Annotated in this window: 6 protein-coding genes; 5 read left to right on the forward strand and 1 reads right to left on the reverse strand. The window is 71.3% G+C overall.

Going from position 1 to position 6,048, the window contains the following annotated elements:
- The 4 genes from Q0C12_RS14415 to Q0C12_RS14430 all read left to right on the forward strand — a co-directional run.
- Positions 1-1,065, forward strand: a 1,065-nt coding sequence (locus Q0C12_RS14415) for a SulP family inorganic anion transporter (RefSeq protein ID WP_290891402.1), incomplete at its 5' end; no start/stop codon positions are given.
- Positions 1,062-2,882 carry a SulP family inorganic anion transporter gene (locus Q0C12_RS14420; protein WP_290891404.1) on the forward strand — a complete coding sequence of 607 codons (1,821 nt, stop codon included), beginning with the start codon at positions 1,062-1,064 and terminating at the stop codon, positions 2,880-2,882. The genes Q0C12_RS14415 and Q0C12_RS14420, both read left to right, overlap by 4 nt.
- Positions 2,879-3,535 carry a Rieske 2Fe-2S domain-containing protein gene (locus tag Q0C12_RS14425; RefSeq protein WP_290891406.1) on the forward strand — a complete coding sequence of 219 codons (657 nt, stop codon included), beginning with the start codon at positions 2,879-2,881 and terminating at the stop codon, positions 3,533-3,535. Before Q0C12_RS14420 ends, Q0C12_RS14425 begins: the two co-directional genes overlap by 4 nt.
- A gap of 133 nt (positions 3,536-3,668) precedes the next feature.
- Entirely contained in the window at positions 3,669-4,916 is a 1,248-nt protein-coding gene (locus Q0C12_RS14430; RefSeq protein WP_290891408.1) for an outer membrane protein transport protein, read from the forward strand.
- A gap of 106 nt (positions 4,917-5,022) precedes the next feature.
- Here Q0C12_RS14430 and Q0C12_RS14435 read toward each other — a convergent pair whose 3' ends face one another.
- Positions 5,023-5,508, reverse strand: coding sequence for a DUF302 domain-containing protein (locus tag Q0C12_RS14435; RefSeq protein WP_290891410.1), 486 nt, complete (start codon positions 5,506-5,508; stop codon positions 5,023-5,025).
- 190 nt (positions 5,509-5,698) lie between these two features.
- Between Q0C12_RS14435 and Q0C12_RS14440 the strand changes: the two genes are divergently transcribed.
- Positions 5,699-6,048: prolipoprotein diacylglyceryl transferase family protein (locus Q0C12_RS14440; protein WP_290891413.1), on the forward strand; the 350-nt coding region annotated here is incomplete at its 3' end.

Below are 6,048 nucleotides of genomic sequence, written 5' to 3' on the forward strand. Positions count from 1 at the left end.
CTGCATCTCGCAGGCGGCGGCGACGTGGTGGGCAACGTTCCGCAGGGCCTGCCGCCGCTGCGCTGGCCGAAGATCACGCTGGAGGCCTTGCTCTCGCTGCTCAGCGCAGCCGTCGTGATCGCGCTCGTCGGCTTCATGGAGTCGATCGCCATGGCCAAGGCGCTGGCGGCGAAGACGCGGCAGCGCATCGACCCGAACCAGGAGCTCCTCGGCCAGGGCCTGGCCAACCTCACCGGCGCGTTCTTCCAGTCCTACCCGGCCTGCGGCTCGTTCACCGGCTCGGCCATCAACCTGCAGGCCGGCGCGAAGACCGGCCTGGCGATGGTGTTCAACGGCCTCTTCGTCGCCGCCACGCTGCTGGTGCTGACGCCGCTGCTCTACCACCTGCCCAAGGCCACGCTGGGTGTGATCATCCTGATGGCGGTGACGAGCCTGATCACGCCCGCGGCGCTCAAGCACACCTGGCGCGCCAGCCGCGCCGACGGCATGGTGGCGGCCATCACCTTCGTGCTGACGCTGCTGGCCGCGCCGCACCTGGACAAGGGCATCGTGATGGGGGCGGGCCTGGCGGTGCTGCTGTACCTGTGGCGCACGATGAAGCCGCGCGTGGCTGTGCTCGGCCGCCACGCCGACGGTGCGCTGCGCGACGTGAACGTGCATCCCGAGCTGCCGACCAGCCCCGAGATCCTGGTACTGCGCTTCGACGACACGCTGTACTTCGCCAACGCCGCGTTCTTCGAATCGCAGGTGCTCGACGAGCTGGCGAAGAAGCCCGGCGCGCGCCACCTGTTGATCGTGGCCAGCGGCATCAACCAGATGGACGCCTCGGGCGACGAGGCGCTGCGCCATCTCGTCGAGCGGCTGCGCGCCTCGGACATCCAGGTGGTCTTCTGCGGCGTCAAGAAGCAGGTGCTGGACGTCATGCGCCGCACCGGGCTGGACCGGCTGATCGGCGAAGCGAACCTGCACCCCAACGAAGAGCAGGCGCTGGCGGCCGTCTACGCCGCGCTCGGTCGCGACGGGCGCGGCGAGCTGCTGCCGGCGGAGGCGGCGAGGGCGCCGTGAACGACCCGCGCGCGTCGCGCTGGCTGCCCTTTCTGGGTTGGTGGCCCCAGGTCACGCGCGAGTCGCTGCGCCACGACGCACTGGCCGCGCTCACCGGCGCGGTGGTCGTGCTGCCCCAGGCCGTGGCCTTCGCCACCATCGCCGGCCTGCCGCCGCAGTACGGCCTGTACGCGGCGATGCTGCCGGCCATCGTGGCGGCCCTGTGGGGCTCGAGCCGGCATCTGGTGTCGGGCCCGACGACGGCGATCTCGGTGCTGGTGTTCGCGACCCTCAGCCCGCTGGCCGAGCCGGGCAGCGAGCGCTACATCGGCATGGTGCTGACGCTGGCGCTGCTGGCCGGGCTGATGCAGCTGGCGCTCGGGCTCGCGCGCCTGGGCGCGCTGGTGAACTTCATCTCGCACACCGTGATCGTCGGCTTCACGGCCGGGGCCGCCTTTCTCATCGCGGCCAGCCAGCTCAAGCACTTTCTCGGCCTGGCGATCCCGCGCGGCGCGCCCTTTCACGAGACGGTGCTGTACGCCGCGCAACACCTGGGGGAGTCGCACCTGTGGGTGGTGGTGGTGGGCCTGGCCACGCTGGCGGCCGGGCTGCTGGCGCGCCGCCTGTGGCCGCGGCTGCCCTACATGATCCTGGCGATGACGGTGGGCGCGGTCGTCGCCCTTGTGCTGCAGCGCCTCGTGGGCGCCACCGACATCGAGACCGTGGGCGCCCTGCCCGGCGCCCTGCCGGCGCTGTCGATGCCCGACCTCTCGCCATTGACGCTGCAGTCGCTGCTGTTCCCGGCCGCGGTGGTGGCGGTCATCGGGCTCACCGAGGCGGTGGCCATCGCGCGCGCCGTCGCCGTCAAGAGCGGCCAGCGGCTCGATGCCAACCAGGAGTTCATCGGCCAGGGGCTGGCCAACATCGCCGGCGCCTTCACCTCGGCCTACCCGAGCAGCGGCAGCTTCAACCGCAGCGGCATCAACCATGCGGCGGGCGCGCGCACGCCGCTGGCGGCGGCGCTGTCGGCTCCCATGCTGCTGGCCATCGCCTGGCTGGCGACGCCCCTGGCCACCTACCTGCCGGTGGCGGCGATGGCCGCGATCCTGTTCATCGTCGCCTGGGGGCTGATCGACTGGGCCGCCATCGGCCAGATCCTGCGCCGCCACCCGCGCGAGCGCATCGTGCTGCTCGTCACCTGGGTCGGGGTGCTCGTCGACCTGGAGAAGGGCCTGTTCGTCGGCGTCGTGGTCTCGCTGCTGTTCTACCTGTACCGCACCTCGCAACCGGCGGTGGAGGAGCGCACGCCGCCGCTGGCCGAACTGGGCAACCCGCGGCGCAAGCTGGTGGCGGCCGGCCCGGGGGCGCCGAGCTGCCCGCAACTGGCGATCCTGCGCGTGCGCGGCTCCATCTACTTCGGCGCGGTCGAGCATGTGCGCGAGGAGCTGCACCGCGTCGACGAGGTCGATCCGCGCCGCAAGTGGGTGGTGCTGGTGGCGCACGGGGTCAACTTCGTCGACCTCGCGGGTGCCCAGCTGCTGGCCGAAGAGGCGCAGCGGCGGCGTGCGCTGGGGGGTGGCCTGGTCGTTGTGGGCGCGCAGCCGGCCGTGCATCGCACGCTCGAGCGCAGCGGCGCTCTCGCCGCCTTCGGCGAGCATTCATTGATTGCACACAAGGGCGACGCGCTGCGCGCCGTCTACCCTCGCTTGGACAGTGCCATGTGCCGCGCCTGCGGGTACAGGGTCTTCGAGGAGTGCCAGCAGGCGCTGCCCGACGGCACGTTGCGCCCGCGGGCCGATGAACCTCTCACCGCAACCCCAGCCCCTGCCACACCATGAGCGATGCCCTCAACTACCTCGTCAAGGCCCGGCCCGAAGCCGTGGGCCACTACTTCGCGTTCCTCAAGGACTGCGGCAAGCATCTCGACCCGAAGACGCGCAACCTGATCAGCCTCATCACGAAGGTGCACGCGCAGACCGAGCGCGGATTCCGCCAGTACCTGGGCCGTGCGCTGCGCGAGGGCTGCACGCCGATGGAGGTGCTCGATGCGCTGCTGATGGCCTTTCCGGCGCTCGGCCTGGCCAAGATCGTGTGGGCGGTGGACATCATCCTCGCGATGGACCTGCCGGACTTCAGGCCCGAGGCACTGCAAGCCGCGGCCGAAGCGCGCTGGCACGACGTGCTGGCCACGGGCGACCTTGCGCCGGGCGCGACCTCCCGTGTCGAGTGCGACGGCCGCGGCCTCTTCGTCCACCGTGCGGTGGCGGCCGATGCCCCTGCCGGCGCGGACGAATGGCGCGTCTACGACAGCCGCTGCCCGCACCAGGTGACCAACATCCCGCATCTGGCACTCCAGGGCCACACGTTGACCTGCCCGAAACATGAGTGGGTCTTCGACGTGCGGTCCGGCGAGTGCATCGCCAAGGGCACGAGCCCGCTGAAGCGTTGGCCCAGCAAGGTGGACAACGGCCGCCTGCTGGCGCATTGGTAGCGCCGCCCCATCGCGGCCATTCGCCCAATCCCGGGCTTCATCACGACATTCATATGAGGAGATGCGCATGCAACGATATGGAACTTCCTTCGCCCGCAGAGCGCTGCGTCTGAGCGGGCTCGCAGCCGCGGCCGTGCTTGCTTTGCCGGCCTGGGCCACCAACGGCTACTTCCCACACGGCTATGGCCTGAAGGCCAAGGGCATGGGCGGCACCTCGCTCGCGCTGGCCCAGGACAGCCTGGGTGGCGCCACCAACCCGGCGGCCATGGTCTGGGCGGGCAACCGCGCCGACCTCGGCCTCGACGCCTTCGCACCGAAGCGCGACGCCGAGCGCAGCGGCGCCGGCTTCGCGACGCTGAACGGGCAGGTGAGCAGCGACAAGGAGCTCTTCTGGGTGCCCGAGGCGGGCTACAACCGCCTGCTGAGCCCGAGCCTCTCGCTCGGCCTCACGGTCTACGGCAACGGTGGCATGAACACCACTTACCCGCAAGGCAACTTCAACTGCGGCGCCGGGCCGGCGAACATGCTGTGCGGCAGTGGCACCCTGGGCGTGGACCTGTCGCAGCTGGTCGTGGCGCCGACGCTTGCCTGGAAGCCCGCGCCGGACCATTCGATCGGCGTCGCGCTGCTGCTCGGCTACCAGCGCTTCAAGGCCGAAGGCCTGCAGGCGTTCGACAACGCACCGGGTTTCCCGCCGTTCACCGGCGCGCCGGGCAGCGTCACCAACAACGGCTACGACAGCTCCAAGGGGGTGGGCCTGCGCGTGGGCTGGATGGGACGGCTGCTGCCCGCGCTCACGGTGGGGGCGGCCTACGCGCCGAAGATGAACATGAGCCGCTTCGACAAGTACAAGGGGCTCTTCGCCGGCAACGGTGACTTCGACATCCCGTCGCACTTCGGCGTGGGCATCGCCTACCAGCCCGTGCCGGCGGTGACCGTGGCGCTGGATGCCATGCGCATCAAGTACAGCGACGTGCCGGCGGTGCACAACCCGAGCTCCAACCAGGCGCCGCTCGGCGCCGCCAACGGCCCGGGCTTCGGCTGGCAGGACATCGACATCGTCAAGCTCGGCGTCGCCTGGCAGGCGACGCCCGCGCTGACGCTGCGCGCCGGCTACAACCGAGGCGACAACCCGATCGGCAGCGCCGACGTGAGCTTCAACATCCTGGCCCCCGGGGTGATGAAGGACCACTACACGGCCGGTTTCACCTTCAATGTCTCGCCGACGAGCGAGATCACCGGCGCGCTGATGGTGGCGCCGCGGCAGACGGTGACGGGTTCGTCCTTCTTCAACGCCGTGCTCGGCCCCGGGGCCGGCGGCAACGAGACCATCGGCATGAAGCAGAGCTCGTTCGGCCTCGCCTGGGGCCTGAAGTTCTAGCCGGCGCGGCCGCGGCCGCGCCGAACGGGACCCGCGCCGGCGCGTCAGGTGGCGCGCCGGCGGCGCGTCACTTGCGTCCGTTCACTGCGTCGGTCGCTTGCGTCTGTCACTTGTGTCCGACCGCCTCGCGCGCCAGGCCGTCCAGCAGCGCGTCGACCTCGCGCAGCGCCGCGCGCGAGGCGGTCGAGACGCCCTGGCCCTGGCGCATCGGGCGCCGGTAGGCCACGAACACCCGGTCGGGCCGGTCGGCCGTCGCCCATACCACCAGGGTGTAGGGGCACATCACGACATTGGCCGGGTCGGCCTCCATCATCTTGCGCGACAGCTGCGCGCTGCAGAACTGCAGCGCCTGCGCATCCTCGTAGAGCTTCTTGCTCGAGCCGACATCCTTGCCGGTGCGCTCGAGCATCGTGCCGATGTGCGACTGGTAGTCGATGACGAAGCCCTTGGACTCGATGGCGGTCTTGAGGTCGTCGCGCACGTCGCTGAATTTCGCGCCGGTCTTGCTGTAGGTGACCACCGGTTGTGCGACCGCCGCGCCCGCGGTCAGGCACAGGGCGGCGAGCAGGGGCAGGGCCCAGGGACGTTTCATGGCTTGTCTCTCCTTCGCCGCGGCGAATTCGGCGGCACTGCAAGGATGAAGCCCCGGCGCGGACGCGGCGTTGTCCAGGCTCAAAGGCCATGCACGCGCCGCGCGCCCGGGCCATCATGCCCGGCGGCGGCCGGTGGCGCTGCGGCGCAGGCGGCCTGGTCGGTGCCGGCCCGCCTGGGAGAATGCGCGCGTGCTGTCCATCTCCCTCGGCCCGGTCGCGCTGCCGGCGGCGCCCTTGCTGCTTCTCGTGGCCATCGTCCTGGCCACGGGCTTGGCGCGGCGGCTGGCGCCACGCGAACCGCCTGAAGAGCGCCAACGCGCCGACGCTGCCGTGATGTGGGCGGCCGTCGGCGGGCTGGTGGCGGCGCGGCTTGCGCATCTGGCGCTGAACGCGCCGGCCTACACGGCGCACCCCTGGGCGGCGCTGGATGTTCGCGACGGCGGCTGGGTCGCCGGTGCAGGCTTGGCCGCCGGTGCGGCGCTGCTGGCCTGGCAGGCACAACGCCGGCCGACGCTGCGGCGCGCGCTCGGTGGCGGCGC

Origin of the sequence: Arenimonas sp. (genome assembly GCF_022842045.1) — a bacterium.
Lineage (GTDB): Bacteria > Pseudomonadota > Gammaproteobacteria > Xanthomonadales > Xanthomonadaceae > Arenimonas.